The organism is Streptomyces sp. NPDC003016, assembly GCF_053591455.1.
In genome coordinates this window covers 35993-62321 of sequence record NZ_JBSFTV010000003.1, presented here as the reverse complement: position 1 = coordinate 62321, position 26329 = coordinate 35993, and the positions used below count along the sequence as shown (strand labels likewise).

The 26329-nt window shown below is 73.7% G+C and carries 24 protein-coding genes and 3 pseudogenes; 13 read left to right on the top strand and 14 right to left on the bottom strand.

The genetic code is table 11. The features are described from left to right. Positions 1-48: 48 nt before the first annotated feature. The 3 genes from ACWDZ4_RS03155 to ACWDZ4_RS03145 all read right to left on the bottom strand — a co-directional run bounded on the left by ACWDZ4_RS03155 (position 49) and on the right by ACWDZ4_RS03145 (position 2209). The gene (locus tag ACWDZ4_RS03155; protein WP_451506730.1) at positions 49-549 is read right to left on the bottom strand and encodes a hypothetical protein; all 501 of its coding nucleotides are present in this window, start codon (positions 547-549) and stop codon (positions 49-51) included. Positions 550-665: 116 nt separating this feature from the next. Next, on the bottom strand, positions 666-839 hold the full coding sequence (locus ACWDZ4_RS03150) for a hypothetical protein (protein ID WP_451506729.1): 174 nt from the start codon (positions 837-839) through the stop codon (positions 666-668). A gap of 191 nt (positions 840-1030) precedes the next feature. Beyond that, positions 1031-2209 carry a MalY/PatB family protein gene (locus ACWDZ4_RS03145; protein ID WP_451506728.1) on the bottom strand — a complete coding sequence of 393 codons (1179 nt, stop codon included), beginning with the start codon at positions 2207-2209 and terminating at the stop codon, positions 1031-1033. 187 nt (positions 2210-2396) lie between these two features. Here ACWDZ4_RS03145 and ACWDZ4_RS03140 point away from each other — a divergent pair, with 187 nt between their 5' ends. The 7 genes and pseudogenes from ACWDZ4_RS03140 (at position 2397) to ACWDZ4_RS03110 (ending at position 8288) form a co-directional block, all read left to right on the top strand. After that, complete coding sequence (locus tag ACWDZ4_RS03140; protein WP_451506727.1) at positions 2397-3311, top strand: YceI family protein; 915 nt, start codon at positions 2397-2399, stop codon at positions 3309-3311. Positions 3312-3619: 308 nt separating this feature from the next. Then, positions 3620-3718: pseudogene (locus ACWDZ4_RS03135) on the top strand (ABC transporter permease); the annotation flags it as partial. Between the two features lie 161 nt (positions 3719-3879). Beyond that, positions 3880-5235: an enolase C-terminal domain-like protein gene (locus tag ACWDZ4_RS03130; protein ID WP_451506889.1), complete on the top strand. Its 1356-nt coding sequence runs from the start codon at positions 3880-3882 to the stop codon at positions 5233-5235. Further along, complete coding sequence (locus ACWDZ4_RS03125) at positions 5232-6041, top strand: SDR family NAD(P)-dependent oxidoreductase (protein ID WP_451506726.1); 810 nt, start codon at positions 5232-5234, stop codon at positions 6039-6041. The genes ACWDZ4_RS03130 and ACWDZ4_RS03125 overlap by 4 nt, the downstream gene beginning before the upstream one ends. After that, positions 6038-7069 carry an aldo/keto reductase gene (locus ACWDZ4_RS03120; RefSeq protein ID WP_451506725.1) on the top strand — a complete coding sequence of 344 codons (1032 nt, stop codon included), beginning with the start codon at positions 6038-6040 and terminating at the stop codon, positions 7067-7069. Before ACWDZ4_RS03125 ends, ACWDZ4_RS03120 begins: the two co-directional genes overlap by 4 nt. A gap of 137 nt (positions 7070-7206) precedes the next feature. After that, positions 7207-7344, top strand: a pseudogene (locus ACWDZ4_RS03115) (L-rhamnose mutarotase); the annotation flags it as partial. A gap of 95 nt (positions 7345-7439) precedes the next feature. Next, positions 7440-8288: an amidohydrolase family protein gene (locus ACWDZ4_RS03110; protein ID WP_451506724.1), complete on the top strand. Its 849-nt coding sequence runs from the start codon at positions 7440-7442 to the stop codon at positions 8286-8288. Positions 8289-8483: 195 nt separating this feature from the next. Here ACWDZ4_RS03110 and ACWDZ4_RS03105 read toward each other — a convergent pair whose 3' ends face one another. From ACWDZ4_RS03105 to ACWDZ4_RS03085, 5 genes are all read right to left on the bottom strand, one after another. Beyond that, a complete protein-coding gene (locus tag ACWDZ4_RS03105; RefSeq protein WP_451506723.1) occupies positions 8484-8870 on the bottom strand; it encodes a hypothetical protein in 387 nt (128 codons plus the stop codon). A 14-nt stretch (positions 8871-8884) separates the two neighbouring features. Then, the gene (locus ACWDZ4_RS03100; protein ID WP_451506888.1) at positions 8885-10297 is read right to left on the bottom strand and encodes an acyl-CoA synthetase; all 1413 of its coding nucleotides are present in this window, start codon (positions 10295-10297) and stop codon (positions 8885-8887) included. A gap of 153 nt (positions 10298-10450) precedes the next feature. Further along, entirely contained in the window at positions 10451-10681 is a 231-nt protein-coding gene (locus ACWDZ4_RS03095) for a hypothetical protein (RefSeq protein WP_451506722.1), read from the bottom strand. 152 nt (positions 10682-10833) lie between these two features. After that, a complete protein-coding gene (gene mreB / locus ACWDZ4_RS03090; protein ID WP_451506721.1) occupies positions 10834-11871 on the bottom strand; it encodes a rod shape-determining protein MreB in 1038 nt (345 codons plus the stop codon). 146 nt (positions 11872-12017) lie between these two features. Next, positions 12018-12602 carry a hypothetical protein gene (locus ACWDZ4_RS03085; protein WP_451506720.1) on the bottom strand — a complete coding sequence of 195 codons (585 nt, stop codon included), beginning with the start codon at positions 12600-12602 and terminating at the stop codon, positions 12018-12020. Positions 12603-12714: 112 nt separating this feature from the next. Between ACWDZ4_RS03085 and ACWDZ4_RS03080 the strand changes: the two genes are divergently transcribed. Beyond that, positions 12715-13575, top strand: coding sequence for an SCO2400 family protein (locus ACWDZ4_RS03080; RefSeq protein ID WP_451506719.1), 861 nt, complete (start codon positions 12715-12717; stop codon positions 13573-13575). Between the two features lie 42 nt (positions 13576-13617). Here the strand turns inward: ACWDZ4_RS03080 and ACWDZ4_RS03075 are convergent, their stop codons facing one another. Continuing rightward, complete coding sequence (locus ACWDZ4_RS03075; protein ID WP_451506718.1) at positions 13618-14040, bottom strand: MarR family winged helix-turn-helix transcriptional regulator; 423 nt, start codon at positions 14038-14040, stop codon at positions 13618-13620. 91 nt (positions 14041-14131) lie between these two features. On the opposite strand from ACWDZ4_RS03075, the gene ACWDZ4_RS03070 reads away from it, so the two are divergent. Both ACWDZ4_RS03070 and ACWDZ4_RS03065 read left to right on the top strand, forming a co-directional pair. Continuing rightward, complete coding sequence (locus ACWDZ4_RS03070) at positions 14132-15151, top strand: NADP-dependent oxidoreductase (protein WP_451506717.1); 1020 nt, start codon at positions 14132-14134, stop codon at positions 15149-15151. A gap of 67 nt (positions 15152-15218) precedes the next feature. Continuing rightward, the gene (locus tag ACWDZ4_RS03065; RefSeq protein WP_344492240.1) at positions 15219-15647 is read left to right on the top strand and encodes an organic hydroperoxide resistance protein; all 429 of its coding nucleotides are present in this window, start codon (positions 15219-15221) and stop codon (positions 15645-15647) included. A 96-nt stretch (positions 15648-15743) separates the two neighbouring features. Here ACWDZ4_RS03065 and ACWDZ4_RS03060 read toward each other — a convergent pair whose 3' ends face one another. Both ACWDZ4_RS03060 and ACWDZ4_RS03055 read right to left on the bottom strand, forming a co-directional pair. After that, positions 15744-16916, bottom strand: coding sequence for a serine hydrolase domain-containing protein (locus tag ACWDZ4_RS03060; protein WP_451506716.1), 1173 nt, complete (start codon positions 16914-16916; stop codon positions 15744-15746). Positions 16917-17002: 86 nt separating this feature from the next. Further along, positions 17003-19588, bottom strand: a complete 2586-nt coding sequence (locus tag ACWDZ4_RS03055; RefSeq protein ID WP_451506715.1) for a M14 family zinc carboxypeptidase — start codon at positions 19586-19588, stop codon at positions 17003-17005. Positions 19589-19886: 298 nt separating this feature from the next. Here ACWDZ4_RS03055 and ACWDZ4_RS03050 point away from each other — a divergent pair, with 298 nt between their 5' ends. Together ACWDZ4_RS03050 and ACWDZ4_RS03045 are read left to right on the top strand one after the other, a co-directional pair. Further along, entirely contained in the window at positions 19887-20420 is a 534-nt protein-coding gene (locus tag ACWDZ4_RS03050) for a GNAT family N-acetyltransferase (RefSeq protein WP_451506714.1), read from the top strand. Next, positions 20413-21207 carry an EI24 domain-containing protein gene (locus ACWDZ4_RS03045; protein WP_451506713.1) on the top strand — a complete coding sequence of 265 codons (795 nt, stop codon included), beginning with the start codon at positions 20413-20415 and terminating at the stop codon, positions 21205-21207. Before ACWDZ4_RS03050 ends, ACWDZ4_RS03045 begins: the two co-directional genes overlap by 8 nt. On the opposite strand, the pseudogene ACWDZ4_RS03040 reads toward ACWDZ4_RS03045, so the two are convergent. The 3 genes and pseudogenes from ACWDZ4_RS03040 to ACWDZ4_RS03030 form a co-directional block, all read right to left on the bottom strand. Then, positions 21197-21604, bottom strand: a pseudogene (locus ACWDZ4_RS03040) (nitrilase-related carbon-nitrogen hydrolase); the annotation flags it as partial. The gene ACWDZ4_RS03045 and the pseudogene ACWDZ4_RS03040 sit on opposite strands and share 11 nt — an antisense overlap. An 82-nt stretch (positions 21605-21686) precedes the next feature. Beyond that, positions 21687-23006, bottom strand: coding sequence for a pyroglutamyl-peptidase I family protein (locus ACWDZ4_RS03035; protein ID WP_451506712.1), 1320 nt, complete (start codon positions 23004-23006; stop codon positions 21687-21689). 53 nt (positions 23007-23059) lie between these two features. Continuing rightward, positions 23060-23635: a TetR/AcrR family transcriptional regulator gene (locus ACWDZ4_RS03030; protein WP_451506711.1), complete on the bottom strand. Its 576-nt coding sequence runs from the start codon at positions 23633-23635 to the stop codon at positions 23060-23062. Between the two features lie 185 nt (positions 23636-23820). On the opposite strand from ACWDZ4_RS03030, the gene ACWDZ4_RS03025 reads away from it, so the two are divergent. Beyond that, the gene (locus ACWDZ4_RS03025; RefSeq protein ID WP_451506887.1) at positions 23821-26247 is read left to right on the top strand and encodes a beta-glucosidase H; all 2427 of its coding nucleotides are present in this window, start codon (positions 23821-23823) and stop codon (positions 26245-26247) included. Positions 26248-26329: the final 82 nt, after the last annotated feature.

Genomic DNA, 26329 nt, shown 5'->3' with positions numbered 1-26329 from the left:
CAAGGGCGAGCGAGCGGCGCCGGCCCGCTCGGTCACGGGCCACGGTCTTCAGCCGCAGTAGGTGTTGCGCAACAGCGTGTTGATCCGCTTGCCGTCGGCCTCGGTCACCTTGTGGTTCCCGGAGCTGAACCGCCGGGCGGCGGCCTGGTCCGGATCGGCGACGTTCCGCTGGAGGTCGGCGCACTGTGCGTCTGCCTTGCCGATGTCCCCGGGTCCGCCGAGCGCGGGATCGACAGAGCGCAGGTTGCTTTGGAGCGCGACGGTGCGCGCGACACCAAACGCCTCGTCGACGCGGGAGCTCGCGTCCACAGTGGGGTCCGCCGGGAGGCCGTCGTCGGTGGGGCGGGGAGAGGCACTCGGACTCTCGTCGGGCGTGGCGTCCGGGCCCTGCGATCGCGCGGCTGCGCTCGTCGACGTCCGGGGCGTGCTCCCTGGGTCCGGGGCGGTCTTGTCCGTGCCGTCGCTTCCGCACGCCGCGAGCAGCAGTGCCACCGGGGTGAGGAGTACGACGAGGAAGGCTGGGCGTCGCGTGGTCGGCTTCCGGCGCATGGGCTCCGCTCCGTGATCAGAACCTACGACTGTCCTTGGTGGCCCCATGATGGCGTACCGCGCCCGGGTCCGCTCCGGGTAACGCGAACCCGCGCCCACGGCCGGCCGGCGCGCGGTCACCGCTTGGCGGGCTTGACGGCGGACGTCCGCCTCGCCCTCCTCGACCAGCCGCGCGAGGTCCCGCACACGGCCGTGCCGGAGATCTCGGCGTCGTGCCGTGCGGCAGCCGCGACGAGGGCGCCCCAGCCGGTGCCCCGGGGGTCGCCGGGCGTCTTGTGCCCGGCGGTCATGAGGAGCCGGGGCAGGTCGATCGAGAGGCTCGTACGGGAGGAGCGCCCTCCGCCGTGGTCCGGCTCCCGGTCACGGCCGGCCGCCCCACTCCCCTCGGGTCTCCTCAGGGCAGGGAAACCGTTCTGGGCTGTGGCAATGCCACGGCAAGGGCCTTCGCGGCAGGCCGGCGGCCGTTCCGTGCGAGCCGTCGTCAGGCGACTGCGGCGGTCATGCGACGTACCGCCTCTGCGATCGTTTCGGGCGAGGTCGCGAGATTCAGCCGGACATGGCCGGCGCCGCCGGTGCCGAAGCTCTTCCCGGAGTTGAGGGCGACCCGGCCGCGTGCGAGGAAGACCTCGGCCGGGTCGTCGCCCAGGCCGAGTGACCGGCAGTCGAGCCAGGCGAGGTACGTGCCTTCCGCGGGCCGGTAGCGCACGCCCGGCAGGTGCTCGGCCAGCAGGCCGGCGAGCAGCCGCCGGTTCCTGTCCAGCCCGGTGAGCACCGCGTCGAGCCACTCGGTGCCGTTTCGCAGGGCGGCGGTGTGGGCGATGACGCCGAGGTGGCTGGGCCCGTGGCTCACTTCTTCGGGGACGCGTGCGAGGTCGTCGGCTGCGGCGGGTCCGGCGACGGCGAGCGCGGCCTTGAGGCCGGCCAGGTTCCAGGCCTTGGACGCCGACATCAGGGAGAGGCCGCTCTCCGCCCCGGGCACGCTCAGGTACGGCACGAACGCCGTTCCGGAAGCCACGACGGGGGCGTGGATCTCGTCGACGACCACCCGCACCCCATATCTGTCCGCCAACGCGGCCACGGCGGCCAGTTCGCCGTAGGTGTGCACCGTGCCGGTCGGGTTGTGCGGGCTGCACAACAGGTACGCTGCCCGGCCCCCGTTCGCGGTGGCCGCCCGGAACGCGTTTTCCAGACCGGCGGGATCGATCCGCAGGTCGCCGCCGAGCGGTGCTTCGATGATCCGCCGGTCCATGTGCTCCACGAATGGGTAGAACGGTGGGTAGACGGGGCAGTTGACCACCACCGGATCGCCGGGACCGCTGATCACCTTGAGCACCTCGACGATGCCCAGCATCACATCGGGCACGATCGCCGTCCGCTCCGGCGCCAGTCCGTCCCAGCCCCACCGCTTCTGCGCGAACTCCGCCAGCGCCTCGGCGTAGCCGGTCCCGAACGGATAGCCGGTGTCCCCGAGCGCGACCGCGTCCGTGATCGCGCGCGCCACCGGCTCGGCGAGCGGCACGTCCATCTCCGCCACCCACAGCGGCAGCACGTCGTCCGGGTACGCGCGCCATTTCATGCTCGTACGCCGGCGCAACTCGTCCGGGGAGAGTCGGCGCAGGGGATCGGGGTCGCCGGGTGAGCCGTGCCGTATCACGTCCATGGTGGCGAACCTAACGCCGGGCGGGGCGGGTCGCAGGGTCGTGGCCGAGGTCTCCGCTCCGTCGGCACGGGCCGGAGGCGGCGGCCACTCGTTCACCAGCGGTTCCGGTCCGGGGGCGCCCGGGGGAATGAACGGATGATTCCGGTGACGACCTATCCTGGGCTGCCTCGATTGAAAGGTGAACTACATGGTCCTCCCACTCCTCCGTCGCAGGCGATCGAAGGCGGCCCTCGTCGATGGCGTCGGACTCGTGCTCCCCGCGCCGGCCGGGGCGGGCACCATCAACTGCGAAGTGGTGGACCCGATCGGGCAGCCGCTCGGCGGCGCCGAGGTCACGGTGACAGCCAAGGCCACCGGCCGCGCGATGGCCAAGGGGACCACGGACGCGTACGGCCTGTTCTGTGCGGCCATACCGCCCGGTGCGTACAGCCTGCTGATGACGGCGGAGGGCATGCAGCCCGCCCGCTGGACCTTCGACATCGCGGCCGGCGAGACGCTGCCGATGGGCCGCGTGCAGCTCGAGGTGTCCGAGCAGCTGGAGCCGCCGCCGCCCGGCACCTGGCTCTTCGACCCGCCCCACACGGCGATCCGCTTCATCGCGCGGCACGTCGGCATGGCGAACGTCCACGGGCGGTTCGAGCGCTTCGAGGGCGGCGTGCGCGTCGCGCACAACGTCGAGGACTCGCAGGTCGAGATACGGATCGACGCGTCGAGTATCACGACGGGCAACAACACGCGCGACGGTCACCTGCGGTCCGCCGACTTCCTCGACGTCGAGAACTACCCGTACCTCCACTTCATCAGCGACCGCTTCGTCTACCGGGGCGGCAACAACTGGGGCGTGCAGGGCTCGCTGACCATGCACGGCGTCAGCCGCTCGGTGGTCCTGGACACCACCTACCTGGGTGCGGTCAACGGCGGGTACGGGGAGGAACTGCGGTGCGCCGCGCGTGCCACGGCCGAGTTGCACCGCGAGGACTACACCCTGAACTGGCGGAACATGCTCGCGCGCGGCATCGCCGTCGTCGGTCCCACGGTCAAGCTGGAGCTGGACATCCAGACGATGTTCCAGGGGCCGGACACCCCGACCCCGCCGGACTAGCCCGGACCGGACGGCACCGGCTGGTGGCTCCCGCGTTCCGGGCGGTCTCATCACCCTCATCGCGCTCATCACGCCAGTCATCGGATCAATGAGCTGCTTTTGCTGGGGAATTGGCGCCCGAGGGGTGGTGAAGGGGCGGAGAGGTCTGATACATATTCGGCGCGGCCTCCGGCGGGATCCGGCCGATCCGCCCCGGTGCGACCCAGAGCTTCCCTTCGTCGAGGAGTCGTCCGATGACTGGCAGGACAGTGGGGAACAGGACGAGAGCGGCACGCGCGGTGGCCCCGGCCGCCTGTGCCCCGCCGGCGCTCGCCCAGGTGCCGTCCTTCTGGATCCGGGCGATCTACGGCGGGATCACCCTCGTCGCCCTCATGATCGCGCGTGTCACGCCCGGCAGAGCCCGGGACCGGGGGGCCGAGGCACCGAGTCACCGAGGCACCGGGCCACCGAAGGACAAGGCCATGGGACTCCGCCGACCCGGCGAGACCCCCGGCCCGCACAGGGCGGTCGAACCCGGCGGCCGGCACCGGACCTTCGCCCGAGCGTGAGAGGCAGTCCCTACGTGACCGTGACCGGAGCAGGTCCCCGCATCACCGCCGTCGACACGTACGACATCAGATTCCCCACCTCGCGCGAGCTCGACGGCTCCGACGCCATGAACCCCGACCCCGACTACTCCGCCGCCTACGTGGTGCTGCGCACCGACGCGGCGGACGGGCACGAGGGGCACGGCTTCGCCTTCACCATCGGGCGCGGCAACGAGGTCCAGGTCGCGGCCGTCGAGGCCCTGCGCCCGCACCTCGTCGGCCGGCCGGCCGACGCACTGTGCGCGGACCCCGGCACGCTCGGCCGGGACCTGACCGGGGACAGCCAGCTGCGCTGGCTCGGCCCGGAGAAGGGCGTGATGCACATGGCGATCGGGGCGGTGCTCAACGCCGCCTGGGACCTGGCCGCCAAGCGGGCGGGCAAACCGCTGTGGAAGTTCCTGGCCGACGCCGAACCCGAATGGCTCGTCTCGCAGGTCGACTTCCGCTACATCGCCGACGTACTCAGCGCCGAGGACGCGCTGGGGCTCCTGCGGCGGGGCCGGGACGGGCGCGGCGAGCGGGAGGCGCTGCTGCGCGCGGACGGATACCCCGGCTACACCACCTCGCCCGGCTGGCTCGGCTACTCCGACGAGAAGCTGACCCGGCTGGCGCGGGAGGCCGTCGCCGACGGCTTCACCCAGATCAAGCTGAAGGTCGGCGCGGACCTGGCGGACGACGTCCGGCGGATGCGGGCCGCGCGCGCCGCCGTCGGCCCGGACATCCGCATCGCCGTCGACGCCAACCAGCGGTGGAACACCGGCGAGGCCGTCGAGTGGACGCGGGCGCTGGCGGAGTTCGACCCGTACTGGATCGAGGAGCCGACCAGCCCCGACGACATTCTCGGACACGCCGAGATCCGCAGGGCGGTGGCGCCGGTGAGGGTCGCCACCGGCGAGCACGTACAGAACCGCATCGTCTTCAAGCAGCTCCTCCAGGCCGGGGCGATCGACGTGCTCCAGATCGACGCGGCGCGGGTCGGCGGGGTCAACGAGAACCTGGCGATCCTGCTGCTCGCCGCGGCGTTCGGGGTGCCGGTGTGCCCGCACGCGGGCGGCGTCGGGCTGTGCGAGCTGGTGCAGCACCTGTCGATGTTCGACTACGTCGCGCTCACGGGGACCACCGAGAACCGCGTCATCGAGTACGTCGACCACCTCCACGAGCACTTCACCGACCCCGTGGTGATGCGGGGCGGGCGTTACGCGGCACCGGACGCGCCGGGCTTCTCGGCCACGATGCGTCCTGGGTCCATCGCCGAGTTCACCTATCCGGGCGGCTCGTTCTGGGCCGCAGACGCCGCTGCCGCTGCCGCTGCCGCTGCCGAGGAGGCCGCCGTATGAGCGAGACCGATCCGAATCGCCTCGACGGGCTGAAGGCCCTGGTGACCGGCGGTGCCTCCGGCATCGGCCACGCCACCGCGCGACTGCTCGCCGCGCGCGGCGCCGATGTCGCCGTACTCGACCTCGACCCGTCCGGTGCGCAGGCGCCACTGCTCGGCATCAAGGCCGACGTCTCGGACGACGCGTCCGTACGGGAAGGGGTCGCCGCGGCGGTGGACCGGCTCGGCGGGCGGCTCGACATCCTGGTCAACAACGCGGGCATCGGCGCCGTCGGCACGGTCGAGGACAACGACGACGCGCAGTGGCACCGCGTCCTGGACGTCAACGTCCTCGGCATGGTCCGTACCTCCCGCGCCGCGCTGTCGCACCTGCGGCGGTCCGCGCACGCCGCGATCGTCAACACCTGCTCGATCGCCGCGACCGCCGGGCTGCCGCAGCGCGCGCTCTACAGCGCCAGCAAGGGGGCGGTGCTGTCCCTGACCCTCGCCATGGCCGCCGACCACGTACGGGAAGGGATACGCGTCAACTGCGTGAACCCGGGTACGGCCGACACCCCCTGGGTCGGCCGCCTCCTGGCCGCCGCCGACGACCCGGAGGCCGAACGCGCCGCCCTCGACGCCCGCCAGCCCATGGGCCGCCTGGTCGGTGCCGGGGAGGTGGCCGCCGCCATCGCCTACCTGGCGAGCCCCGCCGCGGCCTCCGTCACCGGCACCGCGCTCGCGGTCGACGGGGGGATGCAGGGCCTGCGCCTGCGCCCGGCAGGTCCGGCAGGTCCGGCAGATCCGGTAGATCCGGCAGGCCGGTGAGTACGCCGGCGAACCCGGGGGACGTCGCCACGCTCGGGCGCAGCGGGGTGCCCGTCACCGCGCTGTCCTTCGGGGCGGCCGCCCTCGGCAATCTCTTCACCCCCGTCACCGACGAGGACGCCGCCTCGGCGGTCGACGCCGCCTGGGAGGCGGGCATCCGTTACTTCGACACCGCACCCCACTACGGCCTCGGGCTCTCCGAACGGCGCCTCGGCGACGCCCTGCGCGACCGCCCCCGCGACACGTACACCCTCTCCACCAAGGTGGGGCGGTTGCTGGAGGAGGCGGACGGTGCCGTCGGCTCCGTCGGCTCCGTCGGTCCGGACGCAGGTTTCGCCGTACCCGCCACGCACCGCCGCGTCTGGGACTTCAGCGGTGACGGCGTCCGGCGCTCCGTCGAGGACAGCCTCCGCCGGCTCGGTCTGGACCGGGTCGACGTCGTCTACCTCCACGACCCCGACGACCACGCCGAGCAGGCGTTCCGCGAGGGGTACCCGGCGCTGGAGCGGCTGCGCGCCGAAGGGACCGTACGGGCGATCGGCGCCGGCATGAACCAGACCGGGATGCTCACCCGCTTCCTCCGCGACACCGATGTCGACGCCGTGCTGTGCGCGGGGCGCCACACCCTCCTCGACCAGCGCGCGGCCGGTGCACTGCTCCCCGAAGCCGCCGCCCGCGGCAGGAGCGTCGTCGTCGGAGGCGTCTTCAACTCCGGCCTGCTGGCCGATCCGCGCCCCGGCGCGACGTACGACTACGCCCCCGCGCCGATGAACCTCCTCGGCCGGGCCCTGCGGGCCAAGGCCGTCGCCGAGCGCCACGGCGTCCCGCTGCGCGCCGCGGCCCTGCGCTTCCCCTTCGGCGGGGCGGCGGTGGCGAGTGTGCTGGTCGGGATGCGGTCGGCGGCCGAAGTGGCGGACGCGGCCGCCATGTTCGCGCGGCGGGTGCCCGCGCGGATGTGGGAGGAACTGCGCGCGGAGGGCCTGCTGGGGGCGGGCGTACCGGTCCCGGCGGAAGCCGGGCAGCCGTGAGAGCCGGCCTCGCCGCACGCGGCCCGCCCACCGCCGCAGTGCCCGCCGCCGCAGTGCCCGCCGCCGCAGTGCCCGCCGCGCGCGGTTCCTCCCACATCCGCCGCCCCCGCCGTCCCCGCCGCCTCCGAGGAGCCTTGATGAGAGCCGCCCTGCACACACGGGTCCGTGCCGACCGCGTCGAGGAGTGCGAGCAGGCCCACCGCGAGGTCCCGGACGAACTGACGGCGGCCGTCCGCACCGCCGGAGCCGGCCTCCCGGTCGTCTGGGAGCTGGGATTGCCGTGACTTCTGTGACGCTCGGAGCCTTTGGGACTGCTGAGACTGCTGAGACTGCTGGGACCACTGAGACAGCTGGGGCCAGTGGGTCAGCTGTGCGCATCGTCGACGCCCACCACCACGTCTGGGACCTGTCCGTGCGCGACCAGGACTGGATCACCGGCACCGAACTGACCCCGCTGCGCCGCGACTTCCTCATCGGGGATCTCGCCCCGCAGGCCGCCGCCGCCGGAGTCCGGGCGACCGTACTCGTCCAGACGGTCACGGTGGCCGAGGAGACCCCGGAGTTCCTGGCGCTCGCCGCCACGAGCGACCTCGTGGCGGGCGTCGTCGGCTGGACCGACCTCACCGCGCCCGGGGTCGCCGACGCGCTCGCCGGCCTCCGCGCACTGCCGGGCGGCGACCGCCTCGTGGGCATCCGCCACCAGGTGCAGGGCGAACCGGACCCCCGGTGGCTGCTGCGCCACGACGTGCACCGCGGTCTCGAAGCGGTCGCCGCCGCCGGGCTCGTCTACGACCTGGTGGTCCTGCCGGGCCAGCTCCCCGCCGCCGCGCAGGCCGCGGCGGCGCACCCCGGGCTCCGCTTCGTCCTCGACCACGCGGGCAAGCCGCCGGTCGCGTCCGGCGAGCTGGAGCCGTGGGCTTCGGCCGTGCGGCGCCTTGCCGCACTGCCCAACACCGTGTGCAAGCTGTCGGGCCTGGTCACCGAGGCGGACCGGGCGGCCTGGACCGTGGAGGACCTGCGCCCGTACGCCGGCACGGTGCTCGACGCGTTCGGCCCGGACCGGCTGATGTTCGGCTCCGACTGGCCGGTGTGCGAGCTGGCGTCTTCGTACGCCGGTGTCCTCGCGGCGGCGCGGGAGCTGACCGCCGGGCTGGCGGAGGGGGAGCGGGCCGACGTCTTCGCCGGGACGGCCGAGCGGACGTACGGGCTCGGACGGTAGGGCGGGGCGCCTCCCCGGGACTGTCTGCCGTCAAGCGGTCTCGCACGGTGTGGTGGGCCATGGGCGGTGATACGCCGCCGTGGCCTGCCGGGTGCCGCGTGAGGATTCGCGCGCCCTCTGCTGCCCCGGCCCCGGAGGGGTGCGCCGGGTGGTTGCCCGCCCCGTCGCCCGTCGCCCGTCGCCCGGCGCCGCGCGTCAGCTGCCGCTGGTGACCTGAGGACCGGTCGGGAGCGGCGGACTGCGCAGAGGGAACTGGGCGAGGTCGTCCCACATCCGGCGCTCCGCGGCGGGTTCCCGCGCGACCCCGGGCTCCGGATGGCGCGGCAGTTCGTGGCGGTGGAGGTCGAGGACGACGGCGGCCTCCTGGCCGTAGGCGGTCGCCGCTTGGAGGGACGCGCGGTACGCGCCCCAGGCCGGCGGCCAGGCCAGGAGGGTGAGGGCGGCCAGCGGCCGGTGGCCGCCCGCGACCAGGAGGACGACGGACCGGACCGTGCCGAAGGCCATGGCCGGACCGGACAGGGTGACCGTGGAGTCGAGGGCGGTGCGCGCGGCGGCGACCCGGCCGGCGCCCTCCCCGGGCACCGGCCGGACCCCGCCTAGCCGCCGAGCGCCCGCTTCATGATCTTGCCCATGTCGTTGCGCGGCAGGGACTCCAGCAGCCGGACCGCGCGCGGCCGCTTGTGCGGGGCCAGCAGATCCGCCACATGGGACGCCAGCTCCGCCCCGGACGGCGGCGACTGCGGATCAGCCGGCACGACCCACGCCACGATCCGCTCGCCCAGATCCTCGTCCGGCTCACCCGTGACGGCGGCCTCCGCCACCCCCGGATGCTCCAGCAGCGCGTTCTCGATCTCACCCGCGCCGATCTTGTAGCCGCCGCTCTTGATGAGGTCGGTGGCCTTGCGTCCGACGATCCGTACGTAGCCGTCGGTGTCCCTGGTCGCCAGGTCGCCCGTACGGAACCAGGGCCCGTCGAAGGCGGCGGCCGTCGCGTCCGGGCGGTTCAGGTACTCCGTGAAGAGGTTCGGCCCGCGCACCTGGATCTCGCCGATGCCGTCCGCCTCGTCCACCAGCCGCAGTTCGACACCGGCCAGCGGCGGTCCGACCGTGCCGGGGCGGGCCTCGCCGTCGGCCCGTACCGCCGTGTTCATCAGGGTCTCGGTCATGCCGTACCGCTCGATCACCGCACGCCCCGTCGCCGCCGTGATCCGCCGGTGGTCGCGCTCGGGCAGCGGCGCCGACCCCGACACCAGCAGCCGGGCCCCGGCCAGGGCCTTCGCCAGCTCCCGGTCGTCGTCGAGCGCTTCGGCCAGCCGGTGGTACATCGTCGGTACGCCGAAGAACATCGTCGCGCCCGCCGAAAGCTCCCGCGCGACGCCCCGCACGTCGAACCTGCCCAGGTGCCGCACCTCGCCGCCGCGCCGCAGCGGCCCGAGGACGCCCAGGATCAGCCCGTGCACGTGGAACAGCGGCAGCCCGTGCACCAGCACGTCGTCGGCCGTCCACTCCCACGCGTCCTCCAGCGCGTCCAGCGTCGCGGCGATCGCACGGCGCGGCAGGACGGCGCCCTTGGGCGGCCCGGTCGTCCCCGACGTGTAGACGACCAGAGCGGGGGAGCCCGGCGGCGGCTCGTCGGGCAGCGGCCCCGGCGCGCCGCCCGCCACCGGGACGTCGATACGTTCCAGCTTCCCCAGCGCCGGGGGAAGTCCGGTGCCGGGCGCGGCCAGCACCACCGTCGGCGCGCTGTCCGCCACGATGTGCGCCAGCTCCCGCTCCCCGGTCCTCGGGTTGAGCGGCACCGCGGGCACCCCCGCCAGCAGCGCCGCGACCACGCCCACCGCCGTCTCCGGACTCGGGGTGGCCCAGACGGCCACCCGTCCGGCGCCCGCGATCCGGGCGGCCAGGTCACCGGCGGCACGGGCGAGTCCGGCGTACGTCAGCATGCGGTCGCCGAACCGCAGCGCGGGCCGGTCCGAGCGCAGGCGCAGCGCGGGGAACAAGGGGGACACGGGGGAGAAGGGCGGGGAGGCAGCCATGCGGCCGACCCTACGGCTCACCCTCCGGCGACCGCAGCCCGTGCGTCACACCCGTGCGTCACAGGGGGTGCGTCGCACCCGTGAGCCACGCCCGTGCGTCACACCCGTGAGCCACACGCCCGTGCGTCACAGCGCTGCCTGCCAGGTGACCGTCGTACCGCGCCGCCCGTTCCCGGCCGCCCCGTCGTCGGTCACCGTCAGCCGTACGCCGGCCCGCCCGTCCGGCAGTCGGCCGACGCGCTCCCGCGCCTCGTCGCCGGCGCCCGAGGTGGAGAGCTCCGTGACGGTGCCGCGCCCGGGACCGACCACCCCGAGTGCGCCGTACCGCGCCCCGGCCGGCTCCGTGGCGGTGTCCACGATGTGCTGGAGCGTGGTGCGCAGATCGAGGTCGGAGCCGACGTTTCAGTACGGCCTCCAGCAGCATCGGCAGCCGGGGCGCCACGCGTGCGCCGCTCTCCGGGGCCATGGGCGCCCCGTCCTCCCGTCCTCCCGCGCCTCCCCGTACGTCCTCAGTTCCTGATCGGCTGGAGGACCATCGGATGGATCTTGCCTTCGAGCATCGCCCCGAGCCCGAGCACGGAGCAGACGTCGGGCCGTTCCGCGATGTGCACCGGCATGCCCGTCGCGTCCCGCAGCATCTGGTCGAGGCCCGGCAGCAGCGCGCTGCCGCCGACCATCATGATCCCGCGCTCGGCCAGGTCGGCCACCAGGTCGGGCGGGCAGTCGCGCAGTACCTTCCCGAGCCCGTCGAGCACGGCGGTGAGGGGAGCGTGGATGGCCTGGCGCACGGCGGCGGTGTCGACCTGCACGGAACGGGCGAGGCCCGTGACCACGTCCCGGCCGTGGATCTCGGTGGAGGCGGGGCCCCGCGAGTTCAGACCGTTGCCCCGGAGGGCCAGCTGGAGGGGGCGTACGGACTGGCTCGGCAGCATCAGCTGGTGTTCCTGACGCAGGTACTGGAGCACCGCGTGGTCGATGGCGTTGCCGCCGACCGGCATGCGCTCGGCGGTGACGATCGAGCCGAGCGAGAGCACCGCGACCTGGGTGGCGGCCGCCCCGCACATCATGATCATGGTGGCCGACGGCTGTTCCACGGGCAGCCCGCAGCCGACGGCGGCGGCGATGAGGGTGTCGACCAGCTCGACGCGGCGCGCACCGAGCCCGATCAGGGTCTCGACGGCCGCGCGCTGGGCGAGCGGGTCGCTGTCGTGCGGCGTGCAGGCGGCGGCGCGCAGCCGTGGCTTGCGGCGGAGCTGGCGCCGGAGCTTCTCCCCGAGGAGATGGCGCAGCATGCGCTGGGCCATCTCGATGTCGACGACGGTGCCGCCGGACACGGGCCGTACGACACGGATGTAGTCCGGCGTACGGCCCGTCATCTGCTCGGCGAAGGCACCGACGGCGATGAGGGCGCCGCTACGGGTGTTCACGGCGGCCACACTCGGCTCGTCGACGACAAGCCCGCAGCCCTTGACATACACGCGGGTCCTGGCGGCCCCGAGGTCGACGGCGATATGGCAACGGCGCAACTGCTCAAGACTGACGGTCACGGCAGGTTCTTCTCCCGAGAGCACTGACGGACCGACGGGCGCCGGTCCTGCTTCGCATCGTGCGGGCGCCGGCGGCCGCACGCGCGCTGGGATGAGCCGGTCGGGCGTACGAGCTGACGCCGTGCCAGGAGCCGGGCGGCCAGATCTCACGGTGTGTCAGGAAACTCCACGCGCTGCAACAAACCCCAGGTGAACTCCGCGACACACGCCTTCCCGTCGGGCAGCGTCAGCCCGAGCCGCCACCGCGTGGGCGCCGTTCCCTCCATCGGGCGAGCCGGCGGGAAGGCGCGGGCCGCCTCGTCGACGGTGCACGACCAGGGGCGCAGATCACCGGCCGTGCGCAGCTCGGGCGCCGGGGCGCCGGGGGCACGGACCAGCCATTCGTTCCACACGGCGCCGCCCGGCGCGGTCAGCACCTCGAAGCGCAGGCCGGGCCAGAGCGGCACCGGCCAGGCCAGGGCGTCGCACTCCAGGTCGCCGACCCTGCGGCGTACGGACGTCTCGGGCGGCCCGAGCACCGAGCGGTAGCGCGCCACGGTGCCGCGCGCCCGTGGTGAGCGCACCATGGCCTGCCAGCGGCGATGGGCCTCGCGCAGCTGCGCGAGCGTCGCTCCGAGCTCCCGGCGGGCGTCCTCGACCAGGTCCGGCTGGTGGTCGGCCATCCGGCGCAACAGCACCAGCTGGAAGTCGAGCGGTCCGAACGGTCCGAAGGAGTGCGTGCCCGTGTGCATACGCCCATCCTGCCCCGCCCCGCTGACACGCCGCGGAAGGCCGGACTCCACACAGGATCCTCACAGGCGCGGTCCCCGATTCTGCCCTCGGGGACCGTAACCTGCGGGCGCCATGGATTACTGCTACTCCTGCCGCAGGCACCTCAACGGCGCTCTGGCCTGTGCCGGATGCGGAGCCCCCGCCGGTGAACTCGGTCACACCGCGCCCGGGGCGCCGTCGGAACACGACGTCCGTCACGGTGACGACAGCCACCAAGGAATCGCCGAGCCGGCCGCGCTCGCCGAGCCTGCCGAGCCCGCAGCGCCGTCGGGCACGGCAGGCCCCGAGGACACGGCGGGCCCCGGCCGCGCCGCCCGGCGTACCGGTACCAAGCGTGCCCGCAGCGCCCGCCGGGCGCACCGGCGCCGGGGACGCAAGATGGTTCTCGTCTGCGTGGGCCTGGTGCTGGCCGGGGGCGCGCTGAGCCTGGCCGAGCTCGCCACGGAGTCCGTGGGCGAGGGTCTGGCGTCCGGGGCCGTACAGGGTGACGGCGAAGGCGGGGGCGCGGGCGGGGAAGCCCCGGGCGGGCAGCCGGCCCGGACCGGCGACGGCGGCGTGGGGGAGACGGGGGCGGATCCGTCGGCGGCGGTACGTTCCGCCTCGGCCTCGGCCTCGGAAAGCGGCTCGCCGTCCGCCAAGGCGTCGAAGTCCCCCTCGGCGAAAGCCACGGGCACCGACAGCCCCAGTGGCACCGCCACCGCCACCAGCACCGGCACCGGCACCGCGACGGTTCTGGATTCGCAGACCGGCGGCGCACCGTCGGAGACCGGGGCCGGCGCGTCGTCCGCGCCCGCGCCGCCCGCATCGCAGGCCCCGCCGCCGGCGTCGTCCGCGAACCCGGATCCGGACCCCGACTCCGGCCCCGCCCCCCGGCCGACACCGGAACCCGCGCCGACCGAGACCTGCGACCGGTTCCTGTGGTGGTGCACCTGAGCCGGCCGGACGGCGACGGCGAGTGAACGGAGAGCCCCGGGGTCAGCCCCCGAGCATCCGCTTCAGCAGGTCCCGCAGCGTGGTGCGCTCGTCGTCCGACAGTTCACCGAGCGGCTCGCGCGCGAAGTCCAGCGAGTCGCGCAGCAGGGCCGCGGTCCGGCGCCCGTCCTCGGTGGCGGCGGCGAGTTTGACGCGCCGGTCGGCGGGGTCCGGTCTCCGTTCCACCAGGCCGCGCGTCTCCAGCCGGTCGATGATCCCGGTGACGTTCGACGGCTCGCACTTCAACTTTCTGGCGATGCGCCGCATGGGCATCGCCTCGCTGGAGAGCAGACCCAGTACGCGCGCCTGGGCGCCGGTGAGCGAGTGCTCGGCCGCCGCTTCGTCGTACTCCTCGTAGTAGCGGGCCACGACCTCGCCGATGAGCTCGACGACTTCGCGGGTCAGACGGTCTGTACGAGGGGGCATGTGCTCCATCGTACCCACTTACTTGACAACATTAAATATCCAGGCGCATGGTTGTTTCAGTACCTGAAGCTTTTCTAGGAGGTCGCACCGCATGACCGCACTGCCCACGACCGGACGTTCCTGGCACCTCGTCGCCCGCCCGCACGGCTGGCCCAAGCCCGAGGACTTCGCGCTGCGTGAAGCCCCGGTGACCGAGCCGGGCGAGGGCCGCATCCTGGTCCGCAACCTCCACTTCTCGGTCGACCCCTACATGCGCGGCCGCATGAACGACGTGAAGTCGTACGTCCCGCCGTTCAAGCTGGACCAGCCGATGGACGGCGGCGCGGTCGGCGAGGTCATCGCCTCCGCCGACGAGCGCTTCGCCGTGGGCGACCACGTCCTGCACGGGCTCGGCTGGCGCGAGTACGCCGACGTCCCCGCGCAGCACGCGACCAAGGTCGACGCCGCGCTCGCCCCGCTCTCCGCCTACCTCGGTGTCCTGGGCATGCCGGGCCTCACCGCGTACGCGGGCCTCTTCGAGGTCGCCTCCTTCAAGGAGGGCGACGCGGTCTTCGTCTCCGGTGCGGCCGGCGCCGTCGGCAGCCAGGTCGGCCAGCTGGCGAAGTTGCGGGGCGCCTCGCGCGTCATCGGCTCGGCGGGTTCCGACGAGAAGGTCAAGCACCTCGTCGAGGACCTCGGCTTCGACGCCGCCTTCAACTACAAGAACGGCCCCGTCGCGCAGCAGCTGCGCGAGGCCGCGCCCGACGGCATCGACGTCTACTTCGACAACGTCGGCGGCGACCACCTCGAAGCGGCCATCGGCTCGCTGAACGTGCACGGCCGGGCCACCATCTGCGGCATGATCGCGCAGTACAACGACACCGAACCCACGCCGGGTCCGCGCAACATGGCGCTCATCATCGGCAAGCGCCTGCGGCTCCAGGGCATCCTGGTCGGCGACCACGCCGCGCTCCAGCCGCAGTTCACCCGGGACGTCTCGGCCTGGGTCCGCTCCGGCGAGCTCAAGTACAGCGAGACGTTCGTCGAGGGCATCGAGAACGGATACGACGCCTTCACCGGTCTGCTCCGCGGTGAGAACACCGGCAAGATGATCGTTTCCCTCACCCGATAGGCTCAGCGTCAGCCGCCGCGGTCGTGGGCGCGAGTCGCGGCGTACAAAGCAGGAGGAATACCTCAGCATGACCATTCAGGACATAGACGTGAAGTACACCGCTGTCGCCACCGCCGAGAACGGCCGTGACGGCCGGGTCGCGACGGACGACGGCAAGCTCGACGTGGTCGTCAACCCGCCGAAGGAGATGGGCGGCAGCGGTGCCGGCACCAACCCGGAGCAGCTCTTCGCCGCCGGTTACAGCGCCTGCTTCCAGGGCGCGCTCGGTGTGGTCGCCCGCAAGGAGAAGGCCGACATCTCCGGCTCGACCGTGACCGCGAAGGTCGGCATCGGCTCGAACGGGAACGGTGGCTTCGGCCTCGAGGTCCAGCTCACCGCGCACATCCCGAACGTGGACGAGGCCACCGCGAAGGACCTGCTGGAGAAGGCGCACCAGGTGTGCCCCTACTCCAGCGCGACCCGCGGCAACATCAAGGTCGAGCTGGCGGTCGTCTGACCCCGGACGCGACTGCCGCGTTGCGTGACCGAAGGGCCGTACCCCGCGAGGGGTGCGGCCCTTCGCCGCGGCCCCGCGGGGACCGGCCGGCCCGTGCTAGACCGCGGCCACCCCCGCACCTGCCACCGCCCGCACGACCGCCCCCACCAGCCGCCCGTTCTCCGGAGCCGCGCCGCCCGGGAAGGCGAACCTGCGGCGCGCGTAGCCGTACGCGACCCCGCTGCGCGGGTCGGCGAACGCCAGCGATCCCGCGGCCCCGCTGTGCCCGAACGCGCCCGCGCCCAGAGCGGGATGGGCGTCGGAGAGGGCCTGGAAGCCGAGGCCGAAGGAGTGGCGGTTACGGACCACCAGGTCGTAACCGTCCGAATGGACCTGGCCGACCTCGGCGATCATGTCCGGCTTCAGCAGCGGCGCGCGACCGTCCACCTCGCTGATCGCCGCCGCGTACATCTTCGCCAGAGCGGTCGCGTTGCCCACACCGGCGGCGGAGGCGTTGCCCTTGGCGCGCACCAGACGGGTGTTGGCCCACCGCACCGGGTCGGTCGGCCGTTCGCCGTTGAGGTTGAACGCGATGCCGCCCAGGCTGTGCCGCGAGGTCGCGCCCGCGGCCAGCTCCGCCCGCTGCTCCGGCGTCGGGTCCATCGGCAGGATGGGCAGGACGCGTGGCTCCAGCTCCTCGGGCAGCCCGAGGTAGAGGTCCAGGCCGTACGGGGCGCGGATCCGCTGCTCGTACACCTCCCGCAGCGTCTGCCCGGTGGCTCGCCGCACCACCTCGCCGGTCAGCGCGCCGATGACGAACGCGTGGTAGCCGAAGGCGGTGCCGGCCCGCCAGTACGGCTTCTGCCCTGCCAGCCGTTCCGCGACGACCCGGTCGTCCGCCAGCTCCTCGTCCGTGAAACCGGTGTCGGCGCCGACGACCCCCGCCCGGTGGGCCAGCAGATCGCGCAGCGTCAGGCCGGTCTTCCCCTCCACCCCGAACTCCGGCCAGTAGTGCGCCACTTCCTTGTCCAGGTCCAGTACGCCCTCCTGCGCCAGGAGCGCGACGACAAGGTGCGCCGCGCCCTTGGTGGAGGAGAAGACGCTGGTCAGCGTGGTGCCGGTGATCTCGTCGCCGCCCCACAGGTCGACGACCTGCCGGCCGCCCGCGAAGGCGGCCAGCTGGGCGTCGGCGTGACCGTCCCGCTCCTCGGCGAGTACGGCGGCGAACTCCTCCCGTACGCCCTCGAACCCCTCGGCGACCGTGCCCCGCACAGCGATCCTCTTCGGCATCGAGTGCTCCCCCCGAACTCTGTGTACGTACATCTGAGTGACAGGGGGTCAAGCAACCGCCGCCGAGGGGTTATTCCGGGCCGGACTCAGCCCGCCGAGCTGATCAACGCCCGCCCGACCTGCGCGAAGGCGCCCTTCGGGTGCGCGCGGAACAGCGGCTCCGTACCGAAGAGCACGACTCCCGCGCCCTTCGCCGACGTACCGCTGACGACGGCCGCCCGGCCGGCCGCGTCCTCGGGGCCGCCGCTGCCGTCCCCGGCCGCGCGCCAGTGGCCGGACACGAGCGGGTTCCCCGCGCCGTACGACTGCTCGACCCGCACGCCGGGACCGAGGTCGGTGAACCACATCGGCGAGTAGACGAAGGTGTGCTCCGGCGCGCCGCCGGACACCGCGCCGCCCGCGTTGGAGACCCGGACGACGCCGTTGGCGTCCCCGTTGCCCTCGACCGGCTCCGCCGCCAGCAGACCGGCTCCGGCGTTGAGCGCCGCGCCCGCCGCGCCGCGCCCGACCAGGCCGCCGCCACCGGCGAGGAACGCGTCGAGCGCGCCGCGCGCGGCCGCGTCCAGCTTCCCGTACTCCAGCCCCGACGACACGAACAGCACATCCGCCCGCGACCAGTCGAAGCCCGCGTTGAGCGCGGCCGTCGAGACCGGCAGCACCTCGAAGCCCATCTCGCGCAGCGCGAACAGCTCGCCGGGCGTGACGGCCGCGGCGACCCGGGTGCGGTGCAGCGGGGCGACGCCCTTGGCCCTGGTGGCGTGGAAGGCGACGCCGTACCGGACGGCGAGGGCGGCGGCCTTCCTGCGGGCCGGGGCGGGCACGAGCGCGCTGCCGTCGGCCGTACGCCGCACCTTCACCCCGTCCCCCAGCAGGGAGTTGAGCGCGGCGAGCTCCCTGGGGTCGTCGAGCCGCAGCCGGAGATCGCCGTGCGGAGCGACGTAACCGGTGGGCGACGCGGCGCGGACCGTACGGCCGGGAACGCCGAGGCCGCCCGGAGCGGCCTTCTGCACCTTCTCCACGCTCGCGCCCCACAGCAGACCGAGGCTCCAGCCCGAGATGTCGTACATCGTCGAGACGTCCGCGCTGATGTCCCGCCCCTCGTGCAGGATCACGTTGGCCAGCCCGCGCTTGGGCTGGCGCATGTCGACGACGTACGACCCCGCCCCGTACGGCCGTCCGCCGAGCCGGAAGTCCCGCCGGGCACGCTCCACCTTCACGTCATTGGCGACGAGGTGGCCGACGAGCCGGGCCGCGGCCGTCGCGGACCGCTGGTCCCGGCCCGCCGGAACGACGTACGCCCGGGGGAAGTCCGTCGTGTAGACGTCCTCCGGCCCGATCCCGGGCACGCCGGGAACGGACTCCTGCGACACCGGCACCTGCGCCGCGCCCGCCGCGCCGCGCCGGAACGTCTCGATCTGGTCGGCGATCACCGAAGACCGCTTCCCGGCCGTGTAGTCGAGGGTCGCGCGCATCGCCGCGCCCGCGATGTCCGTGTTGACGGCAGCCCTGCGGCGCAGCTCGGCGACCGGCAGCGTGTCGTACGAGCGGTTGTTGACCTGCATCGGGAACTCGATGGTGTGCGCCGCGACCGCGCCCTGGAACGGCATGTACTGCGGTGTGAAGACCGGCGGCCAGTCGTCCCAGCCCTCCGCCTGGTCGCGGAAGGGGATGACGGCGGGCTCGACGCCGTCCTTCTCCGCCGTGTAGCCGAGGCCGTTGACGGCCCGCTCCATCCCCAGCGCGTTGGCGTAGGAGTTCTTGAGGAAGAGGTCGTACTCGTAGTTCTCGCCGTGCGGCGGGGTCGTCGGCTCGATGAGCGTGCCGTTGACGTACCCGTGCAGGTCGATCATGACGGCCGGCTGCTTGTCGATGGCGATCCGCCGGATCGCGCGCGCCTCGGGCTGGGTGGCGGTGATGAAGTCCCGGTTGAGGTCGAAACCATTGGAGTTCGCACGCGTGCCCGCGATCCGCCCGTCGGGATTGGCGGTCACATTGAGGTAGATACGGGTCTTCGCCAGCAGATCGGCGGTCTTGCGGTCCTTCGCCCTCGCGAGCTCCTCGATGAGCTTCAGGGCGGCGTCCGTGCCCTCCCACTCATTGCCGTGGATGTTGTTGTTGATGAAGACCGGCGCCTTGTAATCCGCCGTGATACGCCGGTCCTTGGCGGCGGCGGCCGGCGCGTTCTCGATCAGCTCCCGCATCCGCTCCTGCTCGCGGGCCGCACGGTCGCTCTCCGGCGCGGTCACGGTCACCAGGTACAGGTCGTGCCCGCCGGCGGACCGCCCGGCGACCTCGACGCTGACCCGGTCGCCCAGCTTCTGCAGCGCGTTGAGCTTCGGGGCGATGGAGTGGTACGGCGTGAGCCCCAGCTTGATGGACTTGTCGGCCGGGTCCGGCGCGGGCGGGGCGAGGCGGGTACGGCGCGGATACCCGCCGTCGTGCCGCGGCCCGAAGGACGCCCGGCCGTCGAGCGCCGCGGCGGCGGCACCCGCCGGCGTGCGCGCCGCCTGCCCCTGACCGGCGGCGGCCCGTTCCCGGTGGACGCCGTTCCCGTTCCCGCCGCCGTCGGCGGGAGGACCGGGCCGTGCGGCCGCGGGCACGGAGGAGAGCAGGAGTGCGCCCGTCATGACGGCGGTGGTGAGGAGAAGAGGTCTCGGTATGCCTGTGCCCATGCGTATCTCCGGATGCGTCGGAAGTGATCAGAGATGATCGGTACGCAGGGTCTACCTGTGGAATCCCGGAACAACAAGAGGGCGTTGCGCACCCGGCCGCCGAGCCGGCGGGTCCGAACTCCGGGAGCCGCCCGCCGCCCAGCGGCTCCCGCTCGTCGTACGGCGACAGGGCGGAACGCCCATCGCCCCGTGCCGCCACGGTGGCATCGCGCACGGTCCGCTCCCCCCGTACCTGCTCGTACCTGCCTGCGGTCCACCTGCGAGTGACGAGCGTGATACCGCCTTGTACGGTCCACCCATGCCACCCCTGCCACCTCTGCCTCCCTCCCTGCGCCTGACGCGACTGCATGACGGCCACGCCCGGGCCCTCCTCGCCTTCGAGCTGGAGAACCGCGCCTACTTCGCGCGGTCGGTGCCCGACCGGGGCGACGACTACTTCACCCACTTCGAGGCCCGCCACGCCGCCCTCCTCGCCGAGCAGGAAGCCGGCCTGTGCCACTTCCACCTCCTCGTCGACGAGCAGGGAGCCGTCCTCGGACGCGTCAACCTGGTCGACGTCGCGGACGCGGCCGCCGACCTGGGCTACCGCATCGCCGAGCGGGTCACGGGCCGGGGCCTGGCGGCCGCGGCCGTGCGGGAGATCCGCACGCGCGCCGCGACCGACTACGGCCTCGAAGTCCTCACCGCGGCCACCACCGCCGACAACCCCGCCTCGCGCGCCGTCCTCACCCGCAACGGCTTCGTCCCGGTCGGCGACATCGACCTGGACGGCCGGCCGGGTACGCGGTACGAGGCCCGCCCCGGGCAGTGGATAGGCTGTTCGCATGCGTGATCTCGGGGTGGGCTTCGGCTACTTGATGAAGGGCCAGCGGTGGGTCGGCCGCCACGGCAAGTCCTACGGCTTCGGGCTGCTGCCCGGCCTGGTGACCTTCGTGCTGTACGTCGGCGCCCTCATCGGGCTCGCCCATGGCGCCGACGACCTCACGGCCTGGGCCACGCCCTTCGCCGACGACTGGGGATCGCCCTGGCTCGGTGTCTTCCGCGGTGCGCTGACCGCCCTGCTCTTCGCCCTCGCCCTGTTCCTCGCGGTGATCACCTTCACCGCCGTGACGCTGCTCGTCGGCCAGCCCTTCTACGAGGAGCTGTCCGAGCGCGTCGACCGCTCCGTGTCCCCCGACGGCACCGCCCCCGAGTCCGGTCTGCCGCTGGTCCGCGAGCTGTGGATCTCCGCCCGCGACAGCGTGCGCGTCCTGGCCCGGGTGGTCCTGTACGGCGTCCTGCTCTTCGCCTGCGGTTTCATCCCCGTCGTCGGCCAGACCGCCGTCCCCGTGATCGGCTTCTGCGTCTCCGGGTTCTTCCTCGCGGAGGAGCTGGCGGCGGTGGCGCTCCAGCGCCGGGGCGTCGAGCTGAAGCAGCGCCTCGCCCTGCTGCGCGGCCGCCGCCTGCTCACCCTCGGCTTCGGCGTCCCGCTCACCCTCGCGTTCCTCGTGCCGCTGGTCGCGGTCTTCCTGATGCCGGGCGCGGTGGCCGGCGCGACGCTGATGGCGCGGGACCTGCTGGAGGAGCCGTCGGCCGACGCGGACCACGCCGGCGCGGTCCTGCCTCCCCCTACGGCGTAGGTACGCCGGCGAGCGCGAGGCCCGGCCCGTCCGGCGCCGCCCCGTCCGGCGCCGCCCCGTCCGGGCCCCGCACCGCGCTCGGTCCGCAGGCGCCGTACGGCCCCGCCCGCCCCCCCACGTGAGGGGCGAGGACGACGTACAGCCCGTGGTCCTTGGCCCGCGCCGGGTGGACGGCGGCGCGCTCCCGTTCGCCGTTCCCCTTCCCGTACAGCGAACTCGCCAGGTGGATGCGGCACGGGTCGGCGGCGGCCCGCTCCGCGACGTCCGGGAAGTGGTTGCCGAAGCACGTCCCCGGCGCGCACCGCACACCGTCCAGCTCGAACCGCCCGTCGCCCGTGCCCGGGACGGAGACGTCAGGCTCGTTCTCGTACAGATGCCGCTTGTCGTAACGGGTGAGCGCTCCGCCGTCCGGGCCGAGGACGAACGACGCGACGTGGACCCGGCCCGCCGCCCGGCGAGAGCCGGCCCCCGGACCTCCGCTACGGCGTGCCCGCCGCCACCGCGACGATCGCCCGCACCTGCGCGACGATGTCCAGCCGGTTGCGCACGAACGCGGGGTCCGTCACCTCGGTGGTGTTGCCCGCACCGAACTGGAGCACCGGCGTGTGCACATGTCCGCCGGGCAGGCCGTCCAGCCCCAGGCGGTCGCGCAGCAGCGTCGCGCGGTACGCGATCTCGTTGGAGAGGTAGTCGCCGCCCCCGCCCGCGCGGGCGGTCGAGCCCGTCGTCGGACCGTCCGGGCGGACCACGGGGGCGGTCGCGCCCGCCGGGATCTCGGTCACCGACGTGTTGTCGTACACCGGGAAGCGGCCGGTGTCCGCGGCCACGATCTCCTGGTACGGAAGCGTGGTCGCCGTCCACTGCGGCTGCGGGGCGGGGCCGGCCACCGGAACGGTCTCCGTGCGCGAGACGTTCTCGTTGTCCGGGAAGCCGCCGCGCCAGGCCCCGTTGAAGCGCTCGACGTCGATCCGGCCGACCCGCCCCTGGCTGACGGTGGTGAAGAGGTCCAGGTGCGGCAGGTGCGGGCGCAGGGTGCGCTCGACCGTGCCGTCCGCGAAGTCCTGCCAGCGGACCGGGAAGACGGCCGCCTCGATCCGCGCGGGGCCGGCGGCGGTCCGTACCACCGTGCCGTCCAGCGCGAGCGCCGTCGCGCCCGACGGGTTGCTGATCCGCACGTCCCGGTCCAGCGTGAACGGGTCGAAGCCGGTGACGAGCACCCGCTTCATGCCCTTGCCCCGGTCCTTGCCTGCTGCCGATGCCGCTGCCGCCGGGAAGCGGATCGTGTCCTGGCCCCGCGACGACCGCTCCAGCCGGTCGAGCAGCTTCGCCCGCGCCGCCTCGCCGAGACCGAACGGCGCCTGCCACTGCCGCAGTTCGCGCGTCATGCCCAGCCGCGCCCAGTACAGCGGCCGGTCGTCGTCCCGGCTCAGGCCCGCCCGCCGCCCGCCACCACCCTTCCGAGGAAGCGCTTCGCGCCCTTCGTACTCCGCCGGGCCCCTGCCCTGCGCCCGGTCCACGGCCCGCTGCCACAGCCGCGATCCGTGCCGTACGACGGCCCGCTCGGCAGCGGCGTACGACCGCGCCCCGCCCAGCGTCCGGGCGAAGTCCTCCGCCACGGTGTCGAATCCGCTGCGCCGCAGGATCTCCTGTGGCGCGGCCCGCTCCAGCCGCCGCTCCTCGACGGTCGCCGGAGCCACCGCCTCCGCCGCCGCGGCGGGCGGTGCCCCGAGAAGCGGCGCGAGCGTGATGAGGCCGAGGGCGAGGCCGAACGACGTGTGGCGGGGGCGTATCGGGGACACGGGGGATCCTTCCGTCGGGTGGCGGAAGTATCGCGGTACGCCCGTGACGTGCGCTACGGGGCGGGCTCGTGTCCCAGGAGGGAGAGGAAGTCGCGGAAGGCGGCCGGCATGTCCACCGCCTGCGGATCGAGCAGCCACTGGTACTGGAGCCCGTCCATGACCGCGACCAGAAGCGGCGCCGCCCGTTCCGGCGTCAGCCCGCCGGGCAGCAGGTCGCCGTACTCGGCGCGCAGGGCGGCCGCCATGTCTCCACGGACCTGGGTGTAGCGGTGGGTGAAGAACTCCCGCGCCGGGTGGTCCTCGGTCACGCTCTCGCCGAGCAGCGCGGAGAAGGTCTGTACGACGCCGGGACGCATCGCGTTGTACTCCACCAGCGAGTCCAGCAGGTCCGGCCGCCAGGCCCCGGCCCCGCGCCCCGGGCCGCCGGTGTCCCACTGGTCGCGCTCCTCGAGTACGGCGACGAGCAGGGCCTCCTTGGTGGGGAAGTAGTGGAGCAGCCCCTGCTGGGTCAGGCCCACGCGCTCGGCGACCGCGCTCACCGACGCTCCCCGGTAACCGCGTTCGGCGATCACTTCGAGGGCCGCGCGGAGAATCTCCGCCCGCCGCTCCTCGCTCCTGGCCCTGGCCATCGTCCTGGTTCCTTCCCCTCGTGCGTGCTGGCAGGACGGTACGCCATCCCGGTATGTCTCGAAAGAATAACGAACCCTACCGCTCTACAGGGAAACGCGTGACGATGGAGACACCAGCAGGACTTCGACGAGGAGGTACCGCCGTGGCAGTCGACCCCCCCACCCCCACCCGGGACACCGGCCGGATGCGCGAGGAGGCCGTCGAAGCGGCCCTCGGCCAGCTCGATCTGGACGCCAAGACCCGCCTGCTCGCCGGCCGGGACATGTGGTCGCTGCCCGCCCTCCCCGAGATCGGCCTGAAGTCCCTGGTCATGTCCGACGGCCCGGTCGGTGTCCGGGGCGTCCGCTGGACCGCCGACGACCCGTCGGTCGCGCTGCCGTCACCGACCGCGCTCGCCGCGACCTGGGACCCGGAGCTCGCCCGCCGCGTCGGCCGCCTGCTCGCCCAGGAGGCCCGCCGCAAGGGCGTGCACGTCCTCCTCGCGCCGACCGTGAACCTGCACCGCTCGCCGCTCGGCGGCCGCCACTTCGAGTGCTACTCCGAGGATCCGTACCTCACCGGCGAGATCGGCTGCGGTTACGTGAAGGGGGTCCAGGACGGCGGCGTCGGCACCACCGTCAAGCACTTCGTCGCCAACGACGCCGAGACCGACCGCTTCACCGTCGACAACGTCATCGCCCCCCGCCCGCTGCGCGAGCTGTACCTGGCGCCCTTCGAGGCCATCGTCGAGAACGCCCACCCCTGGGGCATCATGGCGGCGTACAACCGGGTCAACGGCGTCACCATGACCGAGCACCGCCACCTCCAGAACGAGGTGCTGCGCGGCGAGTGGGGCTTCGACGGCTGCATCGTCTCCGACTGGATGGCCGCGCGCTCCACCACCGGCGGTATCGAAGGCGGCCTCGATGTCGCCATGCCGGGCCCCACCACGGTCTACGGCGACGCGCTCGCCGGCGCGGTCAGGTCGGGCGAGGCCGACGAGTCCGTCGTCGACGGCGCCGTACGCAACGTCCTGCGGCTCGCCGCCCGCGCCGGCGCCCTGGAAGGCGCCCCACCGGTCGTGACCGGCCTGCCGGAGGCCGTGGACGGCCGGGCGCTGGCCCGCGAGGTGGCCCGCCGCGCGTTCGTCCTCCTGCGCAACGAGAACCACACCCTCCCCATCGACCCCTCCAAGCTCCGCAAGCTCGCCCTGATCGGCGCGGCGGCCCGCGACGCGCGCATCCTGGGCGGCGGCTCCGCCACCGTCTTCCCCGAGCGGGTCGTCGCCCCTCTCGACGGCCTCGCCGCCGTCCTCCCGGACTCCGTCCTGACCTACGCCGTCGGAGCCGACCCCAGCGACGAACTCAGCCCCGCCGGCAAGGGGTTCGCTCTCCGGGCCGTCTGCCGTGACGCCGCCGGCGCCACCATCGGTACGCGCTCGCTCCCCGGCGGCCAGGTGCAGTGGATCGGCAACGACCTCCCGGACGGCGTCACCCACGAGACGCTCCACAGCGTCGAGGCCAGGGGCACCTTCACCCCGCGCGAGAGCGGCGAGCACACCTTCGGCACCCGCGGCCTCGGCGCGTTCACGCTGACCGTCGCCGGCGAGGTGCTCTACGACGGCGTCCAGGAGAGGGGCGACGAGGGCGACCCCTTCGAGGCGTTCTTCGGTGCCCCGGCCGAGCGCGGCCGCGTCCGCCTCACCGCGGGCGAGCCGGTCGAGGTCTCCCTCGTCCACCCCGTCGCGGGAACGGCCGACGCCCCGCTCCCGGCGGTCATGTTCTCGTTCCTGCACGGGGCGCCGCGGCGCGACGCCGACGAGCTGATCGCCGAGGCCGTCGAAGCGGCCCGCGACGCCGACACGGCGGTCGTCGTGGTCGCCACGACCGAGCGCGTCGAGTCGGAGGGCTTCGACCGTACGGACCTGCGCCTCCCGGGCCGCCAGGACGACCTGGTCCGTGCGGTGGCCGCCGCCAACCCGAACACCGTCGTGGTCGTCAACTCCGGTTCCCCGGTGGAGATGCCGTGGCGCGAGGACGTGGCGGCGGTACTGCTCGGCTGGTTCCCCGGCCAGGAGGGCGGCGCCGCGCTCGCCGACGTGCTGCTCGGCGCCGCCGAGCCGGGCGGGCGGCTGCCCACCACCTGGCCGGCCGCCCTCACCGACGCGCCGGTGACGGAGGTCGCGCCGACGGAGGGCGAACTGCGCTACGACGAGGGCCTGTTCATCGGCTACCGCGCCTGGGACAGGGCCGGCGCCGTCCCGGCGTACGCGTTCGGCCACGGCCTGGGCTACACCACCTGGGAGTACGAGTCCCTGGAGGTGACCCCCACGACGGCCAGGGTCCGGGTCCGCAACACCGGTTCACGCACCGGCCGGGAGGTCGTCCAGGTCTACCTGGCCCCGCAGGCCGACCCGGTGGAGCGCCCGGTGCGCTGGCTGGCGGGGTTCGCGGGCGTCGAGGCGGGGCCGGGCGAGTGGGCGGAGGCGCAGATCGCGCTGCCGGGCCGCGCGTTCGAGGTCTGGGACGAGGAGAGCGGCTCCTGGTCCTTCGTCCCCGGCGCGTACGAGGTCCGGACGGGCCGCTCCCTCACCGACATCCGCCTGGCCGCGACCCTGGACATCCAGGGCTGACCCCCTGCGGTGGCCGTCCCCCACTCCACCCCGCCCCGCCCCTTCCCGAACCGGGGCTCCGCCCCGGGCCCCGGTCCTCAAT

Excerpts from the sequence above, each read along its gene's own strand:
- ACWDZ4_RS03155 (WP_451506730.1), bottom strand. The coding sequence starts at position 549 with ATGCGCCGGAAGCCGACCACGCGACGCCCAGCCTTCCTCGTCGTACTC.
- ACWDZ4_RS03150 (WP_451506729.1), bottom strand. The coding sequence starts at position 839 with ATGACCGCCGGGCACAAGACGCCCGGCGACCCCCGGGGCACCGGCTGG.
- ACWDZ4_RS03145 (WP_451506728.1), bottom strand. The coding sequence starts at position 2,209 with ATGGACGTGATACGGCACGGCTCACCCGGCGACCCCGATCCCCTGCGC.
- ACWDZ4_RS03140 (WP_451506727.1), top strand. The coding sequence starts at position 2,397 with ATGGTCCTCCCACTCCTCCGTCGCAGGCGATCGAAGGCGGCCCTCGTC.
- ACWDZ4_RS03125 (WP_451506726.1), top strand. The coding sequence starts at position 5,232 with ATGAGCGAGACCGATCCGAATCGCCTCGACGGGCTGAAGGCCCTGGTG.
- ACWDZ4_RS03085 (WP_451506720.1), bottom strand. The coding sequence starts at position 12,602 with ATGCACACGGGCACGCACTCCTTCGGACCGTTCGGACCGCTCGACTTC.
- ACWDZ4_RS03080 (WP_451506719.1), top strand. The coding sequence starts at position 12,715 with ATGGATTACTGCTACTCCTGCCGCAGGCACCTCAACGGCGCTCTGGCC.
- ACWDZ4_RS03075 (WP_451506718.1), bottom strand. The coding sequence starts at position 14,040 with ATGCCCCCTCGTACAGACCGTCTGACCCGCGAAGTCGTCGAGCTCATC.
- ACWDZ4_RS03070 (WP_451506717.1), top strand. The coding sequence starts at position 14,132 with ATGACCGCACTGCCCACGACCGGACGTTCCTGGCACCTCGTCGCCCGC.
- ACWDZ4_RS03065 (WP_344492240.1), top strand. The coding sequence starts at position 15,219 with ATGACCATTCAGGACATAGACGTGAAGTACACCGCTGTCGCCACCGCC.
- ACWDZ4_RS03060 (WP_451506716.1), bottom strand. The coding sequence starts at position 16,916 with ATGCCGAAGAGGATCGCTGTGCGGGGCACGGTCGCCGAGGGGTTCGAG.
- ACWDZ4_RS03055 (WP_451506715.1), bottom strand. The coding sequence starts at position 19,588 with ATGGGCACAGGCATACCGAGACCTCTTCTCCTCACCACCGCCGTCATG.
- ACWDZ4_RS03050 (WP_451506714.1), top strand. The coding sequence starts at position 19,887 with ATGCCACCCCTGCCACCTCTGCCTCCCTCCCTGCGCCTGACGCGACTG.
- ACWDZ4_RS03045 (WP_451506713.1), top strand. The coding sequence starts at position 20,413 with ATGCGTGATCTCGGGGTGGGCTTCGGCTACTTGATGAAGGGCCAGCGG.
- ACWDZ4_RS03030 (WP_451506711.1), bottom strand. The coding sequence starts at position 23,635 with ATGGCCAGGGCCAGGAGCGAGGAGCGGCGGGCGGAGATTCTCCGCGCG.
- ACWDZ4_RS03025 (WP_451506887.1), top strand. The coding sequence starts at position 23,821 with ATGCGCGAGGAGGCCGTCGAAGCGGCCCTCGGCCAGCTCGATCTGGAC.